The 2,199-nt window shown below is 37.2% G+C and carries 2 protein-coding genes; one reads left to right on the top strand and one right to left on the bottom strand.

The features are described from left to right. Positions 1–492 precede the first annotated feature (492 nt). The gene (locus WKT13_RS13285) at positions 493–1,524 is read left to right on the top strand and encodes a tyrosine-type recombinase/integrase (RefSeq protein WP_340324228.1); all 1,032 of its coding nucleotides are present in this window, start codon (positions 493–495) and stop codon (positions 1,522–1,524) included. A 458-nt stretch (positions 1,525–1,982) separates the two neighbouring features. On the opposite strand, the gene WKT13_RS13290 is transcribed toward WKT13_RS13285, so the two are convergent. Continuing rightward, positions 1,983–2,199: hypothetical protein (locus tag WKT13_RS13290; RefSeq protein ID WP_340324229.1), on the bottom strand; the 217-nt coding region annotated here is incomplete at its 5' end.

The following is a 2,199-nucleotide window of genomic DNA, read 5'->3' on the forward strand; positions in this document are numbered from 1 at the left end:
TGTTGTATCATTATTGAAGGGATATTCCCTGTCATCCTAATTGTCAGGCGATGAGTTTGGAACAGTAATGCGAGAGAATAGTCAGTATATACCTACATATTCATCATGATGTACCTGTTTTATTCTCTTTTTTTATTACGCCCGGCTTGCAACGCACTGTTTTTTACAATCATTTTGCTATTTTTGTACATACCTCTTGTGGAGAGGTGTGAAATAGAAACATTAGTGAAATCATTCTTGGCAGTTGTGCGGCGGCACGGCATAGTTTTTCATGAATGAATTAGACGTCTGACAAACGCCGTTATATCGTAGATAGTTCCAATAGGGACCACGACGACACATATATAATGTGTTGACAATGTATCGCATGTTGAAATATTCGTATAACTACGAGTTTGTATTTGTCTGAACATATAGGGATTTTCGCATGTTGAACAGACGTGATGTTTGTATCATACGATTTATTCATTAAACTAAAATTAAAAGATTGTTATGAAGATTCGATTTCAATTCAATGTCTCAGTATTTAAAAAGACTGACGGCAAAGCCACGGAGTCTTTCTCCGCAGGAAATGATTCATTTGTCACATGCGTAAAAAAAGAAATTGCCAATGCACGTGACCGCGGTTCTTTCAGCACTGCCGCAAATTATGATACTGCCATACGTTCTCTTCTCACATTCCTTGAACGCGACGATATCAAGGTGAAGGATATAACCTCCGATATGCTTGAGAATTATCAGAAATGGCTGCTCCGGCGCAATGTCTCGCTCAATACCATATCGTGCTACATGCGCTCCCTGCGTTCTATATACAATCGTGTCACTAAAAACAAGGGTGATGTGTTTGTAAAGACTTTCACAGGGAGCACTCCTACATTCAAACGATCACTGTGCATCAATGATATACAGCGCCTGTCTATATTAAAACTGCCGAAAAGATCGCGCCTGGCTCTTACGCGTGATTTATTTCTTTTCAGTTTCTATTGTCAGGGAATGCCATTCATCGATCTTGCCTTCCTAAAGAAAGCTCAGATCGTAAACGGTCAGATAATATATCACCGAAGGAAAACCGGACAGATAATACATATTACAATAGAACCTTGCATGGAGAATATTATAAAACGGTATGATTATTGCGATCCTGTTTATGTATTTCCAATATTAAAATCCACAGACAGCCTCACTGCATATCTGCAGTATCAGAAACAACTTTCATATTACAACATCTCGTTGAAACGGTTGGGAAAGAAAGCCGGTTTTACCCGTCCACTTACGTCATATGTCGCTCGTCATACATGGGCAAGCATCGCATTTCAAAGTAATGTGGAGCTACAGACTATATCACGTGCAATGGGGCACACCAATCCGATGACCACTATGATATATATTAAGGAACTGGATAATAATTATTTGGCATCAGCCAATCGTAAAATAATCACCGCATGTAATGCCACTACCGAAGAAGAACTGAACGACGTCCCTTCATATATTGCATTGCGCGAAAAATGCCCTGATGTTCTTTAAAGAAGATATAAATCCCATAAATTAAATATTGGATTAAAACATTTATCTAATGACAATGCATCCAACGTCGGAACATACAACATGTATCCATCATGTTGCTCAGACAATACAAAACAGCCGGCATTATGGATTATGATACAAATCGTTATCCTGCCGGCTGTATTTTTATCAAATCCCGTATATATAATATTGTGATGCATCAGTTTACTGATTCTGAATATGACGGAGTAATCCATATTCATATTGTCATTATTTTACATCTGCAAAAATTCGATTCCACGAAAAATTCATATTTATACTAAGAATTTTCAAATTTTATTCATTTCTTTGTATCAGAATATAATTATTCTCCTGTTTTTTAACATTTATAGCCAATAAACGTTAAAAAATGTATTGTTTAAAATACAATGTTTGTTATGTATGCGAATTAATATTAATTTTGCAAACTGATGCTAAATTTAGATAATTTCTACCACCTCTCCACAAGAGGCGCATGCAAAAATAGCAATTTGATTGCAAAAAACAATAGGCTGCGAGCCGGACGAAAGAAAAGACATCCGTGATGTACGGAGCTTTTGGAAGGGCTGAAAACCGCACTGAACAAAGGCAAGATATAGTCTTGTCGCGTTGGAAATAAAAGGATGACCGGTGCGATGGCCGAAATTAAATATAACG

This window comes from Prevotella sp. HCN-7019 (assembly GCF_037890215.1).
Lineage (GTDB): Bacteria > Bacteroidota > Bacteroidia > Bacteroidales > Bacteroidaceae > Prevotella.